Origin of the sequence: Micromonospora sp. NPDC000668 (assembly GCF_042897975.1) — a bacterium.
Lineage (GTDB): Bacteria > Actinomycetota > Actinomycetes > Mycobacteriales > Micromonosporaceae > Micromonospora.
On the sequence record NZ_JBIAYP010000002.1, the window covers coordinates 1,088,297 to 1,109,093 of the forward strand.

At 70.0% G+C, this 20,797-nt stretch carries 21 protein-coding genes, 1 tRNA gene and 1 riboswitch; of the genes, 11 read left to right on the forward strand and 11 right to left on the reverse strand.

The genetic code is table 11. The features are described from left to right. Window positions 1-145: 145 nt before the first annotated feature. Together ACFY29_RS14615 and ACFY29_RS14620 are read left to right on the forward strand one after the other, a co-directional pair. Entirely contained in the window at window positions 146-847 is a 702-nt protein-coding gene (locus ACFY29_RS14615) for a dihydrofolate reductase family protein (protein ID WP_386986044.1), read from the forward strand. A 100-nt stretch (window positions 848-947) separates the two neighbouring features. Further along, window positions 948-1,130 carry a hypothetical protein gene (locus ACFY29_RS14620; protein WP_386986046.1) on the forward strand — a complete coding sequence of 61 codons (183 nt, stop codon included), beginning with the start codon at window positions 948-950 and terminating at the stop codon, window positions 1,128-1,130. Window positions 1,131-1,175: 45 nt separating this feature from the next. Here ACFY29_RS14620 and ACFY29_RS14625 read toward each other — a convergent pair whose 3' ends face one another. Further along, window positions 1,176-1,541, reverse strand: coding sequence for a VOC family protein (locus tag ACFY29_RS14625; RefSeq protein ID WP_328422203.1), 366 nt, complete (start codon window positions 1,539-1,541; stop codon window positions 1,176-1,178). A 191-nt stretch (window positions 1,542-1,732) separates the two neighbouring features. Between ACFY29_RS14625 and ACFY29_RS14630 the strand changes: the two genes are divergently transcribed. From ACFY29_RS14630 to ACFY29_RS14640, 3 genes are all read left to right on the forward strand, one after another. Further along, window positions 1,733-2,071 (forward strand): hypothetical protein, encoded by a 339-nt coding sequence (locus ACFY29_RS14630; RefSeq protein ID WP_386986048.1) that lies wholly within the window; start codon window positions 1,733-1,735, stop codon window positions 2,069-2,071. A 94-nt stretch (window positions 2,072-2,165) separates the two neighbouring features. Then, window positions 2,166-2,657 (forward strand): hypothetical protein, encoded by a 492-nt coding sequence (locus tag ACFY29_RS14635; protein ID WP_386986050.1) that lies wholly within the window; start codon window positions 2,166-2,168, stop codon window positions 2,655-2,657. Between the two features lie 271 nt (window positions 2,658-2,928). Next, complete coding sequence (locus ACFY29_RS14640; protein ID WP_386986051.1) at window positions 2,929-3,225, forward strand: hypothetical protein; 297 nt, start codon at window positions 2,929-2,931, stop codon at window positions 3,223-3,225. Window positions 3,226-3,511: 286 nt separating this feature from the next. Here the strand turns inward: ACFY29_RS14640 and ACFY29_RS14645 are convergent, their stop codons facing one another. The 3 genes from ACFY29_RS14645 to ACFY29_RS14655 all read right to left on the reverse strand — a co-directional run bounded on the left by ACFY29_RS14645 (window position 3,512) and on the right by ACFY29_RS14655 (window position 5,856). Continuing rightward, window positions 3,512-4,567, reverse strand: a complete 1,056-nt coding sequence (locus tag ACFY29_RS14645; RefSeq protein WP_386986053.1) for an aromatic acid exporter family protein — start codon at window positions 4,565-4,567, stop codon at window positions 3,512-3,514. A gap of 444 nt (window positions 4,568-5,011) precedes the next feature. Next, a tRNA-Gly gene (locus tag ACFY29_RS14650) sits at window positions 5,012-5,085 on the reverse strand. Window positions 5,086-5,298: 213 nt separating this feature from the next. After that, on the reverse strand, window positions 5,299-5,856 hold the full coding sequence (locus tag ACFY29_RS14655; protein ID WP_386986055.1) for a pyridoxamine 5'-phosphate oxidase family protein: 558 nt from the start codon (window positions 5,854-5,856) through the stop codon (window positions 5,299-5,301). 99 nt (window positions 5,857-5,955) lie between these two features. Between ACFY29_RS14655 and dcd the strand changes: the two genes are divergently transcribed. Continuing rightward, window positions 5,956-6,534, forward strand: a complete 579-nt coding sequence (gene dcd, locus ACFY29_RS14660; protein ID WP_328422181.1) for a dCTP deaminase — start codon at window positions 5,956-5,958, stop codon at window positions 6,532-6,534. A 73-nt stretch (window positions 6,535-6,607) separates the two neighbouring features. On the opposite strand, the gene ACFY29_RS14665 is transcribed toward dcd, so the two are convergent. After that, window positions 6,608-7,648, reverse strand: a complete 1,041-nt coding sequence (locus ACFY29_RS14665; protein WP_355601018.1) for an NlpC/P60 family protein — start codon at window positions 7,646-7,648, stop codon at window positions 6,608-6,610. Window positions 7,649-7,660: 12 nt separating this feature from the next. Beyond that, window positions 7,661-7,797, reverse strand: a riboswitch (cyclic di-AMP (ydaO/yuaA leader). Between the two features lie 234 nt (window positions 7,798-8,031). Here ACFY29_RS14665 and ACFY29_RS14670 point away from each other — a divergent pair. Then, window positions 8,032-10,053, forward strand: a complete 2,022-nt coding sequence (locus ACFY29_RS14670; protein ID WP_386986057.1) for an N-acetylmuramoyl-L-alanine amidase — start codon at window positions 8,032-8,034, stop codon at window positions 10,051-10,053. 55 nt (window positions 10,054-10,108) lie between these two features. Here the strand turns inward: ACFY29_RS14670 and ACFY29_RS14675 are convergent, their stop codons facing one another. The 5 genes from ACFY29_RS14675 to ACFY29_RS14695 all read right to left on the reverse strand — a co-directional run bounded on the left by ACFY29_RS14675 (window position 10,109) and on the right by ACFY29_RS14695 (window position 16,465). Beyond that, window positions 10,109-11,119, reverse strand: a complete 1,011-nt coding sequence (locus ACFY29_RS14675) for an NlpC/P60 family protein (RefSeq protein WP_386986060.1) — start codon at window positions 11,117-11,119, stop codon at window positions 10,109-10,111. A 168-nt stretch (window positions 11,120-11,287) separates the two neighbouring features. Next, entirely contained in the window at window positions 11,288-12,289 is a 1,002-nt protein-coding gene (locus ACFY29_RS14680; protein ID WP_386986063.1) for a hemolysin family protein, read from the reverse strand. Further along, window positions 12,282-13,607 carry a hemolysin family protein gene (locus ACFY29_RS14685; RefSeq protein ID WP_355601026.1) on the reverse strand — a complete coding sequence of 442 codons (1,326 nt, stop codon included), beginning with the start codon at window positions 13,605-13,607 and terminating at the stop codon, window positions 12,282-12,284. Before ACFY29_RS14685 ends, ACFY29_RS14680 begins: the two co-directional genes overlap by 8 nt. Before the next feature lie 107 nt (window positions 13,608-13,714). Next, on the reverse strand, window positions 13,715-15,913 hold the full coding sequence (locus tag ACFY29_RS14690) for a (Fe-S)-binding protein (RefSeq protein ID WP_328422167.1): 2,199 nt from the start codon (window positions 15,911-15,913) through the stop codon (window positions 13,715-13,717). Between the two features lie 288 nt (window positions 15,914-16,201). Then, on the reverse strand, window positions 16,202-16,465 hold the full coding sequence (locus ACFY29_RS14695) for a cell division protein CrgA (RefSeq protein WP_386986067.1): 264 nt from the start codon (window positions 16,463-16,465) through the stop codon (window positions 16,202-16,204). Between the two features lie 222 nt (window positions 16,466-16,687). On the opposite strand from ACFY29_RS14695, the gene ACFY29_RS14700 reads away from it, so the two are divergent. The 4 genes from ACFY29_RS14700 to ACFY29_RS14715 are packed head-to-tail and all read left to right on the forward strand — an operon-like array spanning window position 16,688 to window position 20,054. Beyond that, entirely contained in the window at window positions 16,688-17,491 is an 804-nt protein-coding gene (locus tag ACFY29_RS14700; RefSeq protein ID WP_355601031.1) for a DUF881 domain-containing protein, read from the forward strand. Then, window positions 17,488-19,104, forward strand: coding sequence for a class E sortase (locus ACFY29_RS14705; protein WP_386986071.1), 1,617 nt, complete (start codon window positions 17,488-17,490; stop codon window positions 19,102-19,104). Before ACFY29_RS14700 ends, ACFY29_RS14705 begins: the two co-directional genes overlap by 4 nt. Before the next feature lie 3 nt (window positions 19,105-19,107). Beyond that, window positions 19,108-19,401, forward strand: coding sequence for a hypothetical protein (locus ACFY29_RS14710; RefSeq protein WP_386986074.1), 294 nt, complete (start codon window positions 19,108-19,110; stop codon window positions 19,399-19,401). 2 nt (window positions 19,402-19,403) lie between these two features. Then, on the forward strand, window positions 19,404-20,054 hold the full coding sequence (locus ACFY29_RS14715) for an aminodeoxychorismate/anthranilate synthase component II (RefSeq protein ID WP_386986782.1): 651 nt from the start codon (window positions 19,404-19,406) through the stop codon (window positions 20,052-20,054). A gap of 39 nt (window positions 20,055-20,093) precedes the next feature. On the opposite strand, the gene ACFY29_RS14720 is transcribed toward ACFY29_RS14715, so the two are convergent. After that, a complete protein-coding gene (locus tag ACFY29_RS14720) occupies window positions 20,094-20,789 on the reverse strand; it encodes a vancomycin high temperature exclusion protein (RefSeq protein ID WP_386986077.1) in 696 nt (231 codons plus the stop codon). Between the last annotated feature and the right edge of the window lie 8 nt (window positions 20,790-20,797).

The following is a 20,797-nucleotide window of genomic DNA, read 5'->3' on the forward strand; positions in this document are numbered from 1 at the left end:
CGCATCGGTTGAAGCAGTTACCCCGCTCCACATGATGTGACCGCCGTCACGTTGGCGCCCTGTAGGCATTCTTCGGTTGGTACCGACCCATCGGTGAGCAGGCACCCGGGCCGGGTGTCGCCCAACGGGAGAGGAACCAGACGAGATGACGAAGGTGACCGCTCAACTGTCGGTGTCGGTGGACGGGTTCTACGCCGGCCCCCGCTTCAGCGGCGACGGCAACTGGATGGACTCGGCCGAGAGCGCCGGATTCTTCCGGGTCACCCGCTGGGCGACCAACGCGATGGCATGGCGCGAACGGCAAGGTTTTGCCGGCGGAGAACAGGACACCAACTCCGACGTGGTCGCCGAGTCCTTCGGGGCGGCCGGCGCGTACGTCATGGGGCGGCGGATGGCCGACGGCGGTGAGATCCCCTGGGGCGAGGTGCCGCCGTTCCGCGCACCGGTCTTCGTCGTCACGCACCGCCCACGCCAGCCCCTGCTGCGCGGAGGCGGCACCAGCTTCACCTACGTCACCGACGGTGTGGCCAGCGCCGTCGAACAGGCGCGCGCCGTGGCCGGCGGCAAGGACGTCGCCGTGGCCGGAGGCGGCAGCATGGTGCGGCAGGTACTCAAGGCCGGCCTGCTCGACGAGTTGGAGCTGCACGTCGTACCGGTCGTGCTCGGCACCGGTCTACGGCTCTTTGACGCGGACCTCGACCTCGACGAGAAGGAGGCGATCGAGCTGATGCCGACCCGCGTCCTCCACACGCCGCAGGTCACCCACATCCGGTACACGGTGGGCGGTCGCGCTCCGCTCGTGCTCGACGATCGGGGCAGCGGCGGCGGCCCGACGGTGACGGAGTGACCCTCAGCGACCGGTATGAGACGGCGATCCTGGCACGCGGGTGGCAGCCCGGCGCAGGGACGGCGCAGCGGGCGTGGTGAGCTGATCGACATGGTGGACCGTGGAGCGGCTCGTGCCGGGCGCTGACAAAGAAGCTGGCAGACAAGGCGTAGTCAGAAGCATCCTGGCGATCAGCAGCCTCAGCGGAATCGCCATCGTCGCCATCGTGGCTCTCATCGTCCTCTGCTGCTGCGCCCCCTCGCTGTGGTACCGGTCCCTCTCGCCGGACCTGCCCTTCAACTGATCCCGGCACACGATCCCGTGCAATGGAGTGTCAACACGAGGGCACCTACAGGCGTGACAGCACCAGCAACCTGTTGCCATCGGGGTCCGTAACCCGGGCGGACCGCTCACCCCACGGCTGGTCGACCGGCTCCTCGGTAACTGTTGCGCCGCCCGCACGCAGCACGGCCACGGCTGCGTCGCAGTCGTCGGCGTAAACACACAGTTCCCAGCGGTGCGCGAGGGGAGGGCCGCCGGCCTTCGGGTCGGCGGCCAGGCCCAGCTCGCTGTTGCCCAGTCGCAGGGCGACGAACTCAGGAGCGCCGTCCTCCGGGAAGCGGTAGGTCAGCTCGAAGCCGACGACATCGCGATAGAACGCGATCAGCCTTGGCAGGTCGGTCGTAGTCACGATCGGAAAAGCCTCGGTGAACACGGAACCACCTCCAAGCCGGACATTAGCCGGTGTCGGTGCCCAGCGGGAACAACCACGATCGCTCTCAGCAGTGTCATCGCCTGGTCAGAGCAGACTCAACCGGTCGAGTGCTCATCTCGCCCCTCCACCAGGCCGCCCACGTGTTGTCCGACGCCCCGGTAACGGGCCACCGCCCGCGGCAGACCGTCGTCGTGGACCGCTTGACCAACCTCATGGTCGACGGCCTGCATCCCGGTTTCGACGAAGACGATGCGGGCGAGCGCGTACGCCCTACCCATGGCGGCACGAGCGCTGGCCGCGGTCGCCGTGTACCGGTAGGGGACTTCGATAGAAGCGGAATTACCGGCGTACCACAGTTGCAGGGCGGGGTCTTCGAGCCACAACTCAAGGTGCGTCGGGTACCGATCTTCCTCAGCTGGGCCGATCTCCTGCCGTGCCCGCGTGACGATCCGTCGCCAGGCAGCTTCCTGCTCGTCCGTGAGGTGAAGTGGTCGCAGTTCGTCGCCCTGGCCGTCATCGTCTTGACCTGACGGGAGGAAGCCGATGTCGTATCCCATGCAGGGACAGTAGGGCGGAAGCCCTAACCTGCGGACCTACCTCTTCAGCACATGCCAAGATCCCCCCGTGCTCCGATCCATTGAAGTCAAGACCGTCGTGGCCCTCCCGGCCTCGCCCTTCCACAACCTCCACTGGCGCGGCAGGCTTGCGCTGAGCCTGGACTGTTTCGTCTGCCAGCGCGTCGACCGCACCACGATCTTCGAGCTGGGAGCGGAGCGGGCCGTCTGCTCGGGCGACAAGGAGACCGCTCAGCACTACACCGCCGGACGCATCGCCGCCTTCGACCACACGATCGAAGGTGAGCAAACCCGCCTGCGAGCGGTGGTGGACTACTGGTGGGCCCCCTTCCACGACGCGAAGAGAGATCAACCCGCCGCCGCCATCACCCGAACCCCCTGGGTCCGGCACTACCTCGGCTACTACTGCCCAGAGCAGCAGGAGTCAGGGGAACTCTCCACCCAGACGAACCTCGTCCGACCAGCCGCCGGATCCTGCGAACACTGTTCCGCGCCCATCATCGAGAGCCACGAGGCACCGCATATCCGGCTCCTGACCTAGCGTCTTTCTTAAAGAATCGAGCAGGTAGCGGGCACGACAGCTGCACGACCGGCATTGGTGAGTAGCGGTCATGAGTGCGAGCTACAGCAGCCGCGACCCTCAGCGCGTGTTCGTTTCCAGGCGGGACGTGTGGTCGGTCCACCTCTCGCGCTCCAAACCGCATTCCCTGGTAACAGCCGCACGTATCGCACGCGGCCGGTCCCTTGGTCAGCCTGGACCTGCAGTCGAGACAGACCAAGCGATCAAGTGCGGCGTCCACGGTCCGCCACTCTTGATCCGCCGGGTTGTTCGCCACGAGCCAAGCCAGCTCGGCTTCGTCCGGGGAGGCGGGGTCGATGTCGAGATCGTGCAGCAAGCTTTCCCATGCTCGGTCCAGCTCGGCTTCGATCTTCGTAATGACCTCGGCCAGGAGAACACTCCGCCATCTCGGGACAGGATCAGCCACAGCAGCAATCGTGGCAGCGCGGTGTTCACGGTGCGAGTGCATGGGTTGGGAGGAGCGCAAGAAGTCCACGAAGCCGGCGGCGGCTTCCTCGGACACGGCAGCAAGGGCAAGAAGCGTGGCTAGTGGCCCATGGATGGCCCGCCCGGCGCTGCTGGCCGCAGGAACGTCGAAGGCCCTGGCTGGGACTCACGTCCTGACCAGGGCCTATAGCTTGGAGCGGGTGACGGGAATCGAACCCGCACTGTCAGCTTGGGAATTGTCGATCTCCAGCAGGCCACCGGCTTGGTGGCCTGGTTTCGGCAGTCTCTCGTGGCCTCGGCTGGCCCCTGCTGTCCTCGCCCAATGGCACGCTAATGGCACGTCGGGTGCTCGCAGCGACCGCCGGTCGGAAGCGATCGCCGCGCTTTGGCTAGCTGTCGGCCCTCAGGCCCGCCTGCTTGTTCGCCTCGGCTTGTGGCAGTCCGGACGCTTGGAGCAGTTCACAGGCGACAACGCGTACTCGCGTGGCGACGACTTGTCCGGAGAACTCGACGCCTTCGGCGCACGCCTCGTCGACGTCTTTGATCGCCTGCTGTGTCCGTGTGCGCATAGGATCCGGGTCCCGGCCAGCGAGGACCTCGCGGTACAGGAGCCTCAGCGCCTGGCCGACGTGCTCGATCGACGCGGGAAGGCCGGCCGGCACTGGCTCACCGGCGCGTATGGTCGCCGTCGCCCATTGCACCATCTCGCGTGCGCTGGTGTAGGTGTTGTCGAGGTGTTCGGCGGCGTGCTGGTAGCGGCGCATCGTGCCGAGCCTTCGTCTCCGCCACGGTGAGAGGACCACGACCTGCTGCGCTGCGTCGACCAGCTCGGTCGTCGTCTTCTTTCGTTGCTCCTGTGCCGCGGAGAAGCACTGCAGGGCGTCCTCGGCCTGGTGAAGGTCACGGTGGGCTAGTGCCGTGGCGGTCTTGGTCAGTTCGCGGGCGAAGGCGTCCACCGTCGGACCGGTAGCGCGATGTACGACCCGCAGCGGGTTGAGTGGCAGGATCAGGTACGCGACGGCGATGGCGACCACTCCACCGACCAGCGCGCTCTCCGTGCGCGGCACAGCCAGATCCGCTCCATCCGCCACCGATCCCAGCAGCAAGGCTGTGCCTCCTGCCTGGGCCATGACGGCGCCGGTGCCCCGAAGCGCGACGGCCGCCGTGATGGCCAGTGCCACGACCACGCCGGTTTGTACCGGCCCCACCCCGAAGACCCGTGTGATCACATGCGCGACGACCGCCCCGACGGTCACTCCCGCAATGAACTCCATAGCTCGCCTGATCCGATTGCCGATGGCTCCCGCGATCGCGCCGACCGCGACGGCGGGCGCGAACAACGGCTGCGTATTGTCCAGCACGTCGCGGGTGAGGAACCAGGAGAGCTCGGCCGCCACACCCGCCTGCGCCGCGACGATCGCGTACGTGCGAAGGCGCTCGTACACATCCCGGCCCGTCCGCCGTCCAGTCTCCCGCGACGTACTCCGAAGCCGGCTGAACACCTCTCACCTCCGCGAGTCCATCGGCTGCCAAACGACATCGTCATATGCAACGTCGGCAAGCGCCGGAGGGGTGCGGCGTGACGGTCGGGTCCGGAAGCCAAGCGAGCGTTCGAACCTCGGCCACACTGCTCCCATCGCCCAGGCGCTGCACCAGGCGCTGCGGGTCGACCGGAGGAGGGCCGGTAAGTCGGAAGGCAGCGCGAGCAAGACCAGAGGCAAGCTGGGCAAGAAGTCCGGCAGCAAGAAGGGTAAGAAGCGGTCGGCGGACCGGGGCGGGGCCGGGGATGACCGGGGCTAATGGCACGCCAATGGCACGCGACATGATCGTTGACCTTGGAACGTCGAAGGCCCTGGTGGGGACTCACGTCCTGACCAGGGCCTATCGCTTGGAGCGGGTGACGGGAATCGAACCCGCACTGTCAGCTTGGGAAGCTGATGTTCTGCCATTGAACTACACCCGCAAGCGGCACCACTGTACCCGAGTCACCGAACCCGTGCACCCAGGTACCCCCGCGTGCCGGTCCACCGCACCGGCCTCGCCGCACGGGTCACGGACGATCACCCCTTGGCCGTGTACCGCGCGGCGTAGCTCTCCCGCGTACCACCGGTGCCGGCTCCGTCACGACGGAGCCGGCACCGGTGTCTTTCCCCAGGACCGGGTCGGTGGGCCGCGGTCAGGCAGCCGAACGCTGGACGTCACGGCTGCGACGGGCCGGGCGGGTCTGCGGTAAGGCGGTCTGCTCGGACGCCGCGGGCGGGGCGTGCGGGTCGAGCCAGACCTGAACGGCCGGCCCACCCGGAGCGCCACCCGGGACACCGGCGCTGTGCTGCTCGCGGCGGGCCAGCATCGCCACGTCGACGGTGAACTCGAACAGCCGCCAGTCGACCTGCGGGGCCGCCCGGGCACTGCGCGCCAACTGGGCCACCCGGGCCGGGTCGGTCACCGGCCAGGCGCGCCCCGCCACGTACGCCTCGTCGTCGCTCTCCTCCGGGGGGAACGAGTGCAGCGCGTAGCGGCCGTCCCGTTCGAGGTCGCGACGCTTGGGCGAGTCGACGATGAAGCAGAACAGCCCTTCGTCGGTGATGACCGGGGAGACCGGATGGACCCGGGGCCCGCCGTCGGCGCGGACCGTGGCCAGGTAGCCGAAGCCCGGCCCGTACTGCTGGAGGAGAACGCGGATCCCGTCGGCGAGTCGGGGCTCGTCGGCGGCGAAATCGGACCAGGAAGCCATGCACGCATTCTATCGAACAAATGTACGAGTAGCGACCTCGACGCGCTGGTCACCGGCACCGGATCTGGCCGTTGCCGCCAACGCCGCTATGGTGGTCCGATGCTGCTCTCCGACCGCGACCTGGTCTCCGAGATCAAGGCCGGCACGCTGGGCCTGGAGCCGTTCGAGCCCACCCTGGTCCAACCGTCCAGCATCGACGTACGACTCGACCGGCTGTTCCGGGTCTTCAACAACCATCTCTACACGCACATCGACCCCGCCATGCAGCAGGACGACCTGACCTCGGCGGTGGAGGTGCCGGACGGCGAGCCGTTCGTGCTGCACCCGGGGGAGTTCGTGCTCGCCTCGACGCTGGAGGTCATCTCGCTCGGCGACCAGCTCGCCGGCCGGCTGGAGGGCAAGTCGAGCCTGGGCCGGCTCGGCCTGCTCACGCACTCCACCGCTGGGTTCATCGACCCGGGCTTCTCCGGTCACGTGACGTTGGAGCTGTCGAACGTGGCGAACCTGCCGATCACCCTCTGGCCGGGCATGAAGATCGGGCAGCTCTGCATCTTCCGGCTCTCCTCGCCGGCCGAGCACCCGTACGGCTCGGTGGTCTACGGCTCGCGCTACCAGGGTCAGCGCGGGCCGACGCCGAGCCGCGCCTGGCAGAACTGGCGCGCCTGGCCCACCCGCTGACTCGGTAGGGCACGACGGACAGACGACGAGGGCCCGCCGCGACGGATCGCGACGGGCCCCCGATCATCCGGGATCAGCCCGGGCGGCCGTAGCTGTGGATCGGGCCGTCGTCGACCTTCTTCATCTTGACCGGTTGGCCGGCCTGCGAGGCGTGCACGACCCAGCCATTGCCCACGTACATCCCGACGTGGTGGATGTCGCTGTAGTAGAAGACCAGGTCACCGGCGCGCAGGTCGGCCCTGCTGACGTCCTTGGTCACCCGGCTCTGCTGGGCGGCGTTGTGCGGCAGCGACACCCCGGCCTTGGCCCACGCGGCCAGCATCAGCCCGGAGCAGTCGTACGAGTTCGGGCCCTCGGCACCCCAGACGTAGGGCTTGCCGATCTGGGCGCAGGCGAACTTGACGGCCACGCCGGCACCGCCGCCGGGGTAGCTGGCCGGGCAGGGCGCCGGACGCAGCGGACCGCCACCGCCGTTGCCGTACACCTTGAGGCGCAGCTTCTGCAGCCGGTCGATCTCCTCGTTGATCTGCTTCTTCTTCGCGGCCAGTTGGGCCTCGGTCCGGGTCAGCTGGGTCACCATCTCGTCCAGCGGCGCCTTCTGCCGGGCCAACTCGTCGCGCAGGTCGGCGACCTGCCGGACGTCCTGCTGCTGGTTGTGCGCGAACCGGTCGAGCATCTCAAGCTGACCGACGACCTCGCTGGGCGATCGGCTGCCCAGCACCGCGTTGACGGTGGAGACGTTCTCGCCCTTGTACGCGCGGACGGCGAGGGCGCTGACCTTGTCCATGGCAGCGTCGACCTGGCGCTCCAGTGGGGCGATCCGGGCGGCCAGCGCGTCGGCCTGCTTGCGCTTGACGGCCAGGTCGGCCCGGGTGGCGTTGTGTCGTTCGATGATCGGTTCGAGCTTGTTCCAGTCGGCGTCGATCTGGCGCTCGATCTCGGCGACAGACGGGTCCGCGTGGGCCGCCGTGGCGCTGCCGGTCAGGACGACGGCGACGCCGACCAGTGCGGCGAGAGCGGTGGTGAAGCGGGACCAGCGTGAGCGCGGCACGATCGACGTCGGGCCGGCTGACGCCGACCGCTCGGACGACGGCCGCGGGGCATGGAGTGCCACCGGGTTCCGTACTCCTTCTTCCTGACCGCCTACCGGGTTAGCTGACGGGTTCGGGCGGGAAGTTGGCGCCCTACCGCGATGGCCGCGGATTCACCCCGGGAAAACCTGGGTCCCCGGTTCGCTCGGAAGCGACTCGGCGGTGTCGGTCCGTCACCACCCGGGCTGGGCGGAACTGCTATCGGGCCGACGAATGACCAGAGTAGAGACGGCTGTTACCGATCCGCAACCCGTGCGGCCGTGACACTCCGTACCGGTTGGAAGGGGTCACGGACCGTACGCGAAAATTTCTTTCCGACCGCTTCGATAGATGGAAAGGTATTGACGCGAGCTCCCGGGCGGCGCGAAGGTGACCTCACCTGCACCCGCGATATCTAGGGGGTTCGATGCACCATTCAGCCCTGTCGACCGGCCGGCGCGCACTGCTCGCCGTCGCCGTGGTCGCCGCCGCGACCGCGGTGCCGCTACCGTCCGGCCCGGCCGTCGCCGCGCCCGTCGCCGACCGCCAGCAGCAGTACGCCGCAGCGGCGGCCGAGTACGGCGTGCCGGAGAGCATCCTGCTCGGCGTGTCGTATCTGGAGTCCCGCTGGGACACCCATCTCGGCACCCCGAGCACCAGTGGCGGCTACGGCCCACTGCACCTGACCGACGCCGCTCACGTCACCACGCTGCCCGCCGGTGGCCACGTCGACGAGGGCGAGGACCCGCGCGGCGACGAGTCCCGGCCGCTGACGGTCACCGCGCCCACGGTGACGGGATCACGGCAGGCCCCGCCCGCGGCGGCGGCGCTGCAGACCCTCCAGGCCGCGGCAAGCCTCGTCGGAGTCGGCGCGCAGACGCTCCGCTCCGATCCGGCCGCCAACATCCGGGGTGGGGCCGCGCTGCTCTCCTCGTACCAGAGGGATCTCGGCGGCCCGGTCGGTGCGGTGAGTGACCCCGGTGCCTGGTACGGCGCGGTAGCCCGGTACTCCGGCGCCGACACCGAGGCCGCCGCGGCGGCCTTCGCCGACGAGGTGTACGACCAGATCCGCGTCGGCGCGAGCCGGCGGACCGACGACGGCCACCAGGTCACCCTGACCGCCCGGGCGGTCAGCCCGGACGCCGGTGTGCTGCACCGGCTCGGGCTGCGGCGTGCGGAGCGGCCGGACGGGCTGGAGTGCCCGGTCCGCCTCGCCTGCGAGTGGATTCCCGCGCCCTACGAGAAGTACGGGCCGGGTGCCAGCGACTACGGCAACCACGACCTGGGCAACCGGCCGGCACAGCAGAAGATCGAGTACATCGTCATCCACGACACCGAGGGCTACTTCGCGCCCAGCGTCGACCTGGTCAAGCAGGCGGACTATCTGGGCTGGCACTACACGCTGCGCTCGGTGGACGGCTACGTGGCCCAGCACATCAAGGCCAAGGACATCGGCTGGCAGGCCGGCAACTGGTACGTCAACGCCAAGTCGATCGGTATCGAGCACGAGGGCTTCGCCGGGCAGGGCACCTGGTACACCGAGGCGATGTACCGCACGTCGGCCAAGCTTGTGCGGCACCTGGCGTTACGGTTCAACATCCCGCTCGACCGCCAGCACATCATCGGCCACGACAACGTGCCCGGCACCATCGCGGCGAACGTCGGCGGCATGCACTGGGACCCAGGGCCCTACTGGGACTGGTCGCACTACTTCGACCTGCTCAAGGCCTCGTTCCGGACCACCGGCACGGCCCGAACCGGCCTGGTCACCATTGACCCGGACTTCGCCACCAACCGGCCGGCCTTCTACGGCTGCAACCAGCAGCCCCCGGGTGTACCGACCCCGGTGCCGCCAGCCGCGCCGTGCCCGCTCCGCGGCTCGTCCGCGGTGCTCCTGCGCAGCGCGCCCAACCACGACGCACCGCTGGTCAACGACCTCGGTGAGCGCCCGGACGGCTCACCGGACACGATGTACATCTCCGACCACGGTGCCCGCGCCTCGGCTGGCCAGACGTACGCGGTGGCGGAGGTCCGCGGCGACTGGACGGCGATCTGGTACCTCGGCCAGAAGGCCTGGTTCCACAACCCCGCCTCGGCGCCGACCGCGAAGTGGGCCACGGGCTTCGTGGTGGCGCCGAAACGCGGGAAGGCCACCATCCCGGTCTACGGGCGGGCCTACCCGGAGCAGGACGCCTACCCGGCCGGGGTGCCCTACCAGGCCATCTCGCCATTGCAGTACACGTTCGCCGCCGGGCAGCGGTACGCGGTAGGCGGGATCCTGCCGAGCGAGTACTACCGCGCGACCACCTTCGACGGGTCCTCGCCTGGGGACTGGACGGTCGTCCGCGGTGACCTGCGCTACGTGCAGGTCCAGTTCGGGCACCGGATCATGTACGTCGATCTGGCCGACGTGCAGCTACTGCCGTCCCCACTGGGCGCGCCCCGCTGAGAACCACGACGGCCCCCGGTCGCTGACCGGGGGCCGTCGTCGTGCGCGATCTGGATCAGGGTCTGCGGAACCCGGCGACCGGCATGTTGTTGATGCTGGCCACCTGCACCGGTTTACCGGCGCGTGGCGCGTGCACCATCTGGTCGTTGCCCAAATAAAGGCCGACATGGTGCAGGTCGCTGAAGAAGAAGACCAGGTCACCCGGACGGGCGTCGGCCCGTGAGATGGCCTTGCCCTCGTGCCACTGGTCACCGGTGTGGTGGGTGAGGCTGATCCCGGCCGCCTTGTAGGCGTACTGGGTCAGACCCGAGCAGTCGAACGAGTTCGGGCCGGTGGCGCCCCAGACGTACGGCTTGCCGATCTTGCCGCAGGCGGTCCTGATCGCGGTGCGGGCCTTGTCGCTGACCACGCCGTTGATCGTCGGGCAGCCCGCGGTCTTGACCGTGGTCTTCGGCAGGGACGCCTCAAGCCGCTTGATCTCGACGTCGATCTGCTTCTTCTTGGCCGCCAGGTCGTTCTGCTGCTTGGTCTGGGTGACGATCAGCGCGTCGAGCTTCTGCTTCTCGCCGTCGTACTTGGCCCGCACGGCCAGCACGCCCTCGACCTCCTTGCGCTCCTGCGAGGCCAGCCGGTCGAGGACGGTGAGCTGCTCGGTGAGCGTGTCCGGCTTGGCGCTGACCAACAGGGCGCCGATGTCGTGCGACGGGCCTGAAATGTAGTACCGGGAAGCGAGGTCACCGACCCGGTTCAGCGCCAACTCACTCTGCAGCGCCAACGGCTCGATCTTCTTCTGCAGGTCCCCCGACTTCTTCCGGTTGACCTTCAGCTGCGCTCGCACCTTGTTGTACTGCTCGATGGTGGGCTCCAACTGCTCCCACTGCTTGTCGATCTGCGCCTCGATCTCGTCGACCGAGGGTGCGGCCTGCACCGGCGCGGTGAGGAGACCGGCACCGACGGCTGCGGCGGCGACCAGGACGAGTAGACGGTGGGCGACCCGGCGCAGACCGCCCGGCCGAGCGGACAGTCCAGGGGCCTGACGATGAGGGGGCATGATTGCCACCGGCACCGACTCCTTTGCAACCGACCGCCGGGCGCCTCGCGTGAGGGAAGGGCCGAGGCAGACGACCCACAGCGGTCGGTGCCCCACATTAGGGGAACTGTCGGGCCGCAATCAAGGCGAACGGTGTCACCGTCACTGTCGCGCAACCGCTTGCACACAAAGGGTATTGGCCGATTAGCCAACGATTGCGGTCAATACGTCGTCGAGCGTGACCACGCCAAGCGGGCGCCGGCCGTCGCTGACGAGCACCATGTGCCGCCGCTCGCGGCGCATGGCCAGCAGCAGGTCGGCCAGCGTACGCTCCGGCGGCACCACCGCCAGCGGCCGGTACACCTGCGCCGGAACCGGCGCCCGGCGACCCTGCCCGGCGTACCCGAGCACGTCCTTGACGTGGACGAAACCGAGCACCCGGCGGGTGGACCGCTGCACCACCGGGAACCGCGACCGGCCGGTCCGGGTCGCCAGCACCTCCAGCGACGCCGGTGAGACGTCCTCGGCCACCGTCACGACCGTCGACCACGGCTGCAACGCATCCGCCGCGGTCCGGCTGTGCAGGGCCAGCGCACCGGTGATCCGGGCGTGCTGCTCGGCGTCGAGCAAACCCTCGGTACGCGCCTGGGCGACCAGCCCGGCCAACTCCTCGGCGGTGAACACCGTCTTCACCGCCTCGGACGCCTCGATCCGCCATAGGGCGAGGACCCGGCGGGCCGCCCATTTCATCGCCAGCAGCAGCGGCTTGGTGGCCACGCAGAACGCCAGCATGGCCGGGCCGAGCCAGAGCGCGGAGAGCTCCGGACCGGCCAGCGTGATGTTCTTCGGCACCATCTCGCCGACCACCGTGTGCAGGAAGACCACCACGCCCAGCGCCAGCACGAACGCCACCGGGTGCACCGCCCGCTCGGGCAGACCGGCCGCGTGGAACGGCGTCTCCAGCAGGTGGGCCAACGCCGGCTCGGCGATCGCGCCGAGGCCCAGTGAGCAGACCGTGATGCCGAGCTGCGCGCCTGCGATCATCAGCGGAATCTGGTTCATCGCCGACAGCGCCCAGCGGGCCCGCTTCGAGTCGGCGGCCAACGGCTCGATCACCGTCCGCCGGGACGCGATGAGCGCGAACTCGCTGCCCACGAAGAACCCGTTGCCGAGCAACAGCACCACGGTCACCAGCAGCTCAGTCATCGCTGTCCGGCTCCGCCGGGCGCAGCACCCGTACCTGCTCGATCCGGTGCCGCTCCACCTCCACCACCGTGAACTCCCAGCCATCCGCCTCGACCGTCTCACCGGCCAGCGGGATGTGCCCGAGGCGGGCCATCAGGAACCCGGCCAGCGTCTCGTACGGCCCCTCGGGCAGCCGGAAACCGGTCTGCTCGGCCAGCTCGTCGGAGCGCAGCACCCCGTCGACCAGCACGGTGCGCTCCCCGCCCGGCACGGTCAGCTCGGCCGGACCGGTGTCGTCCACGCTGGCTGGGTCGAACTCGTCGGCGATCTCGCCGACCAACTCCTCGACCAGGTCCTCCACGGTCACCACGCCGTCCGTGCCGCCGTACTCGTCGACCACGATGGCCAGGTCCGCACCGGCCGCCTTCAACGCGGCCAGCACACCGTCCAGGTCGAGGCTCTCCGGCACGTACACCGGCTCGCGGGCCACCGAGCCGACCATGGTCGACGCCCGCTTGCCCAGCGGCACACCCAGCGCGTCCGGCACCCCCGCCACGCCGGTGACCAGGTCCAGGGTCTCCTCGTACACCGGGAACCGGGTCCGTCCGGTCTGCCGGGACAGGTCAAGCAGCTCGGCCACGGTGGCCGTGGCGCGCAGCGCCACCACGTCCACCCGGGGGGTCATCGCCTCGGCCGCCCGCTTGTCACCGAAGCGGATGGTGCGGCGCAGCAGCATCGCGGTGTCCGTCGGCAACGCGCCGGCCCGGGCCGAAATGGCTGCCAGCAGGCCCAACTCCTCCGGCGAGCGGGCGCTGGCCAGTTCCTCCTGCGGTTCCACGCCGAGCGCCCGAACCAGCCGGTTCGCGGAGCCGTTCAACCCCCGGATCACCCAGCCGAACGTCCGGGAGAAGGTGTGCATCGGGCCGGCGGTGGCCAGGGCGGCCGGCATCGGCCGGGCCAGCGCCGCGTTCTTGGGCACCAGCTCGCCGAAGAGCATGGAGATCAGAGTGGCCAGGGCCAACGCCAGGAACGGGGTGTAACGCTCGCTGTCGTCGCCGGCCACCGGGCGCAGCAGCGGGGTGAAGATGCGGGCGAGGGCCGGCTCGGCCAGGTAGCCGGTGAGCAGTGCGGTGATGGTGATGCCGAGCTGCGCCCCGGAGAGCTGGAAGGACAGCCCGCGCAGCGCGGTGCGTACTCTCCGGGCGGCCTCGTCGCCGGCTGCGGCCCGCCGGTCGATCTCCGAGCGATCGACCGTCACCAGGGCGAACTCGGCCGCGACGAAGAACGCGTTGCCGGCGGTCAGCGCAACGAAACCGACCAGGGGCAGCAGCGTGGTCAAGAGTAGGCCGTCGATGTTCGCCTCACCTCGGCGAGATTCTTACACGACGGCGGCGGCACCCGTGGGTGCCGCCGCCGTCGACCATCTCGACACAGGGGGTACGGGCCTCAGCCGGCGACCGGCGTGGCCTCCTTCTCGCCCTGCGGCTGCTCCGGCTTGACCGAGCGGAGCAGCACGGTGGCCACGTCGATGACCTCGACCTGTTCCCCGGCGCCCTTGCCGTTCACCCCGTCGCTGAGCATCGTCGAGCAGAACGGGCAACCGACGGCGACCGTCTTCGCCCCGGTGGCCATGGCCTCCTCGACCCGGTCCACGTTGATCCGCTTGCCGATCTTCTCCTCCATCCACATCCGGGCACCGCCGGCGCCGCAGCAGAAGGAGCGCTCGCTGTTACGCGGCATCTCGGTGAGCTCGCCCTCGATGGCGTCCCCCAGCACCTCTCGGGGAGCCGCGAAGACCCGGTTGTGCCGACCCAGGTAGCAGGGGTCGTGGTACGTGACCCCGCCGTCGACCGGCTGCACCGGGGTGAGCTTGCCGGTGGACACCAGGTGGGCCAGGAGCTGGGTGTGGTGGACCACCTCGAACTCGCCGCCGAGCTGGCCGTACTCGTTGCCCAGGGTGTTGAAGCAGTGCGGGCAGGTGGCCACGATCTTGCGCTTGGCCTTCTCCCGGCCCTCGAACGCCTCGTTCAGCGTCTCCACGTTCTGCTGGGCGAGCATCTGGAAGACGAACTCGTTGCCGATCCGGCGCGCCGGATCGCCGGAGCAGGTCTCGCCCTCGCCCAGGATCGCGAACTTCACGCCCGCCTCGTTGAGCAGGGTGGCCACGGCGCGGGTGGTCTTCTTGGCCCGGTCCTCGAACGCACCGGCGCAGCCGACCCAGAACAGGTACTCGAAGTCGTCCACCTCGCCGACCCGGGGCACCTCGAAGTCGAGCCCCTTGGTCCAGTCCTCGCGGGTGTTCTGCGGGGCGCCCCACGGGTTGCCCTTGTTCTCCAGGTTGCGCAGCATGACGCCGGCCTCGGAGGGGAAGCTCGACTCGATCAGCACCTGGTAGCGACGCATGTCGACGATGTGGTCCACGTGCTCGATGTCCACCGGGCACTGCTCGACGCAGGCGCCACAGGTGGTGCAGGACCAGAGCACGTCCGGGTCGATGACGCCGCCCTCCTCGGCGGTGCCGATCAGCGGGCGGTCGGCCTCGGCCAGCGCCAGCACGTCGACGTGCGCGAGCTGCGCCGCGGTGGCCTTCTCCTCGCCGGTCAGGTCTTTGCCGCCGCCGGCCAGCAGGTAGGGCGCCTTGGCGTACGCGTGGTCCCGCAGGCTCAGCACGAGCAGCTTGGGTGACAGCGGCTTGCCGGTGTTCCAGGCCGGGCACTGCGACTGGCAGCGACCGCACTCGGTGCAGGTGCTGAAGTCCAGCAGACCCTTCCAGCTGAACTGCTCGACCTGGGCGACGCCGAACTGGTCCTTCTCCGGGTCGGCCTCCTCGAAGTCGAGCGGCTTACCCTGGCTCGTCATCGGGCGCAGCGCGCCGAGGCCGGAGCCGGCCGGCCGGGCCGGCTCCCGCTTGAAGAAGATGTTGGGGAACGCCAGGAAGCGGTGCCAGGCGACACCCATGGTGACGTTCAGCGAGATGACGATGAGCCAGGTCATCGAAATGATGATCTTGATGGCAGCCGCGACGCTGACCCCGTCCGCCCAGTCGGGCAGCACCGCGCCGACCGCGTGGCTGAACGGGGTGGCCCAGAACGGGAACTCGAAGTGGTCGGTGGCGACCTTGAAGCCCCGGATCACGAACCCGAAGATCAGGACCAGCAGCACGATCCACTCGACGAAGTAGCCCTGCCACATCGTCGATCCGGTGAACCGGGACCGTCCGCCCGGCCGGTTCGGCCGGTTGCGCAGCCGAATCGCCATCAGCACCAGGATCCCGACCAGGCCCAGCACGCCGATGATCTCGGTGACCAGACCGAAGATGGTCCAGTGCCCGATGATCGGCAACCCGCCATCCGTGGTGGCCACCTCGAAGTACGCCTCGAGCACCAGCAGCGACAGCACGATGAAGCCGACCATCACGAACCAGTGCGCCGCACCCACCACGCCCCACTTGAGCATTCGGGTGTGGCCGGCAGTCTCCACCAGCATGGTCTTCGCACGGGCGGCCTTGTCGGCGAACCGCTCCGGCGCGGGCTGCCCGAGCCGGATGACTGCCACCATCTTCATGACCGCACGTACCGCAAGCCACACCGCCACGGCGGTGATGGCGGCCGCGAGGATCGTGGTGACGATCTGGACGCTGCCCATCGAGTTGGCCTCCCGGTCTGCTGCCTGTCCAGCGGTTCAGCGACCGGGGCCGGGTCAGGACGGGGTCGGCGTCGCGCCGCTGCCGCACCTGCGACCGGACCGGTCGATGACCTCGCTCCGCTCGGTCATGCAGTGCAGCCTACGCGCAAGGTTACCCATCGGTAACGTGAGTCATCTCGCAGTAGGCCACGCCGCCCTGCGGACACCATAGGGTGCCCCGCCCGGTCTTGCCGGGCAGGGGTTCGACGGGGTGACGTGGATCCGCCGATGCGGCGGCGCCGAGCCGGCTCAGCGCCAGCGGGAGAGCAGCGCCAGCGAGGCGACCATCGCGCCGAAGCCCACCGCGAGGTTCCAGTAATTCCAGGACGCGACCGGGTACTGCTGCTCGGAGAGGTAGTAGACCACCAGCCAACCGATGCCGATGACGATCAAGGCGACCGCCGTGACCGGCAGCCACACCGGGCTAGGCTTGCGCGTCGACGCCGCCGTCGTCGGACGAACGTCCGTCGGCGGGGTGTACACCTTCTTCTTGCGGACCTGAGACTTGGGCACGACGCTCTCCAGAGGGGGTGACGACCTCGTCCGGCCTGACAACCGGGCGCAGGGGCGACGGTCCATGGCCAATAATGTTCGAAAGCTAGCGTAGTCCCGAACGCCCGCCTCGACCACGAATGGGGTCAGGCCGGTGCACGGAGTGACCGAAAAAGGCGGGACTGTTCGGATCACCGGCCCCTGCCGGGGCGGACGATCCCCGACACGCGGAAGGAACGCTCGGTGGAGTACACATCCGGCGCAGCCTCCTGGCAGAAGGTCCTCCGACGGGCTGGCGCCGGGCTGCTGCCCCGGCGGCCGCGTCAACGCCGACCGGGCTGGTCGATCGGGGTGCCCCTGATCGCCGCCGCAGCGGGACTGCTCTTCACCACCACCGCGACCACCGCCGGCGGCACCGCGCTGCGTGAGGACCGGCGGCCCCAGCTCAACCAACTCATCGAGGACCGCCGCGAGCAGGTGGCGGCGAGCGAGCGACGGGCCGCCACCCTGCGCGGCGAGGTCGAGCAACGGACCGACGCGCTGGCCGACTCGGACGGCCCGATCAAGGCCCAGCAGGAGCGCGGCGTGGGCAGTCTCCAGGCCGCCGGGTTCACCGCGCTGACCGGCACCGGGGTGACGGTGGAGCTGGACGACGCTCCGCGCCGCAGCGACAAGACGCCCTCGGACGCCAGCAACGACGACCTCGTGGTGCACCAGGGTGACGTACAGGCCGTGGTCAACGCGCTCTGGGCAGGCGGAGCGGAGGCCATGTCAATCATGAACGTCCGCGTGCTCGCCACCAGCGCGGTACGCTGCGTCGGTAACACCCTGCTGCTACATGGTCGGGTGTACTCCCCCCCGTTCAAGATCGTAGCAATCGGCGATCCCGCTGCCCTCCAGCAGGCCCTCGCCAGCTCTGAGGGAGTCCGGTTGTTCAAGGACGCAGTCGACGACTACCAGCTCGGCTACAAGGAGTTCGCCTCCACGGTGACAGTCCCGGCGTTCGAGGACTCGACCGCCCTGCGCTCGGCGACGGTGCCCGAATGAGCGGCCCGGACGAGCGGCGCGACGGGCGACACCGGGACCAGGCCGACGAGCCGACGGCGTTCCTGCCCAAGGTCGACCGGCCCGAGCCGACACCGGGCCGGCCTGAGCCGACGCCCGACCAGCCTGAGCCGACACCGGGCCGGCCTGGCGCCACCGGCAACTGGCCCGATCCCGTGCTGCCCACCCGATCCCGCGCGACCCGCCCGCCGGCCGCCCCCGAGCCGCCGGCTGCCGCCGGTCCTTCCTCCCGGGACGACCGGTCGGCCCCGCCGCCGGCCAGCCGCACCGAGCGCCCTCCGCGCAGCGAGCGCCCGGCCCAGCCGAGCGCGACCCGACCCGACCCGCAGCGCGCCCCGGGCCACCCGGGCGCCGAAGCCCCGCCGCCCTGGCCCGGTGCCGCAGCCGCTGGGCTCGGCTCGCCCGTCGGCGGGTCCAGCCATCCTCCCGCCGTCCCCGGTCGACCGACCACACCCAGCCAGGGACCGGTCCGGCCGGCTGCCCCCGGCAACGCCCCGACCCGGCCGCCGACCCCCGCTACCCCCACCCCGCCGGTGGCTCCCCGCAGCCCGGCCCCGTCGGGTGGCGACGCGCCGACCGCGTTCATTCCCAAGATCGGCCCCGGTCCCGCGCGGGCGACCGGCTCCCCGGCAGCCCCGGTCTCTCCGGCCGCACCGGATCGCGCCGCTGACCCGGCCGCCACCCAGCTGATCCCGGCGGTGCCCGCCAGGCCCTCGACCCGCCCGCCGGCCATGGACTCCACCGCGCTGATGGGTGCCGTCCCCCGCACGGCGACCCCCGACGAGCCGGCCGGTGCCGAGGACAGCGCCGCCGAGCCGCCCCGGCCTCGACGTGGCGAGCGGGTGGTCCAACTCCGGCCGCACCAGACCGGCGAGGGCTACAAGAGCGTCTACTCGGAGCTCACCCGCCCGTCGCTCGGCTCCCGACTGCGCTCCGGCATCCGGGTCACCGGCGAGGTCCTGATCACCTTCGGCCTGGTGGTGCTGCTCTTCGCCGGCTACGAGGTCTGGGGCAAGTCGGCCATCGTCGACGCCCACCAGAACGACCTCAGCCAGGAGCTCGCCCAGGCGTGGGGCCCCACCGACGACCCGACGGTCGTCCCGTCAGCCGCCGCCCCCAGCGTCAAACCGTCACCACCGGTGCGCGGCAAACCGATCGCGGGGCTCTACATCCCCAAGCTCGACAAGAACTGGGTGGTCGTCGAGGGCGTCACCCAGGCCGACATCCGGTACGCCCCGGGTCACTACCCGACCAGCGCGCTGCCCGGACAGGTCGGAAACTTCTCCGTCGCCGGACACCGCAACCGGGCGACCTTCTGGCGGCTGGACGAGTTGAACGACGGCGACGCCATCGTGGTCGAGGGCAAGACCGACTGGTACGTCTACCGGGTGTCGCAGTCCCGGATCGTCAAGCCGACCCAGGTCGAGGTGGTGGCCCCGGTACCCGGCGAACCGGACAAGAAGCCGACCAAGCGGATGCTCACCCTGACCACCTGCAACCCGAAGTTCGACAACTACCAGCGCCTGATCATCCACGCTGAGCTGGACCGGACCCAACCAAAGTCGGCGGGCCGCCCGGCGGAGCTGGGGGGCTGACCGATGTACGCGTTCATCTGGCGCAAACTGCCGTTCGGCCTGGCCGGCAAGCTGACCGGCTCGGTGCTGCTCGCCGCCGCCGCGGTGGCCCTGCTCTGGTATGTGGCCTTCCCGTGGGCCGAGCCGCTGCTGCCCTTCGACGATGTGCAGGTCACCCAGGACTCCGGCGTCCCGGGAGACCCGGGCGGCGGTGACGCGGTGACCGGGGAGACCGGGGAGACACCGGCTGGCGACGAGCACGATCTGCCCTACGACACCGACCAGAACAACCCCGCGCCATCCTCCCCGAACAGGTGACCATGCGCGTCCTGGTGATCGACAACTACGACTCGTTCGTCTTCAACCTGGTGCAGTACCTGGGCCAGCTCGGGGTGGACTGCGAGGTCCGCCGCAACGACGAGATCGACGTCGCCGAGGTGGGCAGAATGGGCGCGGCCGGCATCCTGCTCTCACCCGGGCCGGGCAGCCCCGACCGGGCCGGCATCTGCCTGGACGTCATCCGGGAGTACGCGGGCGAGCTGCCGATCTTCGGCGTCTGCCTCGGCCACCAGGCGATCGGCGAGGCGTTCGGGGCGACCGTGACCCGCGCCCCCGAGCTGCTGCACGGCAAGACCTCCGAGGTACGGCACCACTCCGTCGGCGTACTCGCCGGGCTGCCCGACCCGTTCACCGCCACCCGCTACCACTCGCTGGCCGTGCTGCCCGAGACGCTCCCCGACGAGCTGGAGGTCACCGGCTGGACCGGCTCCGGCGTGGTGATGGCGATGCGGCACCGGACGCTGCCGATCGAGGGCGTGCAGTTCCACCCGGAGTCGGTGCTCACCGAGGGCGGTCACCTGATGCTGGCCAACTGGCTCGCCGCCTGCGGCTACCGGGAGGCGCTGGAACGCGCCCCGGAACTCGCCGCCGAGGTCGACGCCCGCCGCCGCGCGGCCTTCGCCACCACCTGAGGCCTCCCCGGGCCGTATGTGCGGTCTCTCAGCGCACGTTCAGCCCTTCAGCGCGTCCTGCACGGCCGGATTGACGGGTGAATGGACCGCGGGCGGCCTGCGCCGGACAGCGTCCCACGCCGCCTTGCCACTGGCGAAGTAGTCCCGGACCGACTTCTCGACGAGCAGGGCCGGCCCGCAGCCGGTGCAGCGAGCGGTCACTCCGTCGGCATCGAGGCCGAGATGTCGGCACAGCGTCACGGCCCGGGACAGGTGGTAGGACTGGGTCACGATCAGTGCCCGCTCGACCCCGTACACCTCGCGCGCCCGGGCACAGCTGTCGTAGGTGTCCAGGCCGAACGGGTCGGCCACCACGCGACGCGGATCGACACCGAGCTCCGTCAGGTACGACGTCATCACGGCCGGCTCGTCACCTGACGTACCGCCCCCGTCGCCCGACACGAGGACCACCCGGGCCCGTCCGCTGGTCACCAACTCGGCGGCGGTCTCCAGGCGGCCGGCCAGCCGGTCCCCCGGTCGACGTCGATCAGGCGCCACGGCGGTGCCGAGGACGATCACGACGTCGACGGCCGGCGCGTCGGCCTCGTCGTACACATGGCCGCGTGCGGCAATCGTCGTCCACAGCCACGGAAGACTGGCGAGCAGCAGCGCGGCCGATCCCAGGACGGCCGCGCGCCTGAGGCGTCGAGGCCACCGGCTGGCCCGGGCGGCACCGGGAGAGCCGGCGACACTCATACCGATGG

Bases quoted from the DNA above. Each gene is read 5' to 3' on its own strand.
- ACFY29_RS14710 (WP_386986074.1), top strand. From the start codon at position 19,108: ATGTACGCGTTCATCTGGCGCAAACTGCCGTTCGGCCTGGCCGGCAAG.
- ACFY29_RS14655 (WP_386986055.1), bottom strand. From the start codon at position 5,856: ATGGCTTCCTGGTCCGATTTCGCCGCCGACGAGCCCCGACTCGCCGAC.
- ACFY29_RS14705 (WP_386986071.1), top strand. From the start codon at position 17,488: ATGAGCGGCCCGGACGAGCGGCGCGACGGGCGACACCGGGACCAGGCC.
- dcd (WP_328422181.1), top strand. From the start codon at position 5,956: ATGCTGCTCTCCGACCGCGACCTGGTCTCCGAGATCAAGGCCGGCACG.
- ACFY29_RS14720 (WP_386986077.1), bottom strand. From the start codon at position 20,789: ATGAGTGTCGCCGGCTCTCCCGGTGCCGCCCGGGCCAGCCGGTGGCCT.
- ACFY29_RS14690 (WP_328422167.1), bottom strand. From the start codon at position 15,913: ATGGGCAGCGTCCAGATCGTCACCACGATCCTCGCGGCCGCCATCACC.
- ACFY29_RS14670 (WP_386986057.1), top strand. From the start codon at position 8,032: ATGCACCATTCAGCCCTGTCGACCGGCCGGCGCGCACTGCTCGCCGTC.
- ACFY29_RS14615 (WP_386986044.1), top strand. From the start codon at position 146: ATGACGAAGGTGACCGCTCAACTGTCGGTGTCGGTGGACGGGTTCTAC.
- ACFY29_RS14715 (WP_386986782.1), top strand. From the start codon at position 19,404: ATGCGCGTCCTGGTGATCGACAACTACGACTCGTTCGTCTTCAACCTG.
- ACFY29_RS14680 (WP_386986063.1), bottom strand. From the start codon at position 12,289: ATGACTGAGCTGCTGGTGACCGTGGTGCTGTTGCTCGGCAACGGGTTC.